A 251-nucleotide genomic window follows, 5' to 3' on the forward strand; every position below is an offset into this window, starting at 1 on the left:
GGTTGGCGGACTGTTCAGTGCGTCTTTAGACGCAAGCAGGGAACAGCGGCTTATAGCCGCAGAACAAACCACCGGCTAAGCCGGTGGTCATGATTTCTTCAATTTCATCCGTATTTCCCGGCTTAGGGCAACTCTTCAAGCTTCAAGAAATACGGATGTTTCTTGTATCCCTCACTCTTTCTCGAACAAGTTTCTCTCCCTCCTCTCGGGGCATGCCAAATCCTCTTTTTTCAAATAGGCATGCCCCTCAC

This window comes from Eubacterium xylanophilum ATCC 35991 (genome assembly GCF_000518685.1).
GTDB classification, from domain to species: Bacteria; Bacillota; Clostridia; order Lachnospirales; family Lachnospiraceae; genus Eubacterium_F; species Eubacterium_F xylanophilum.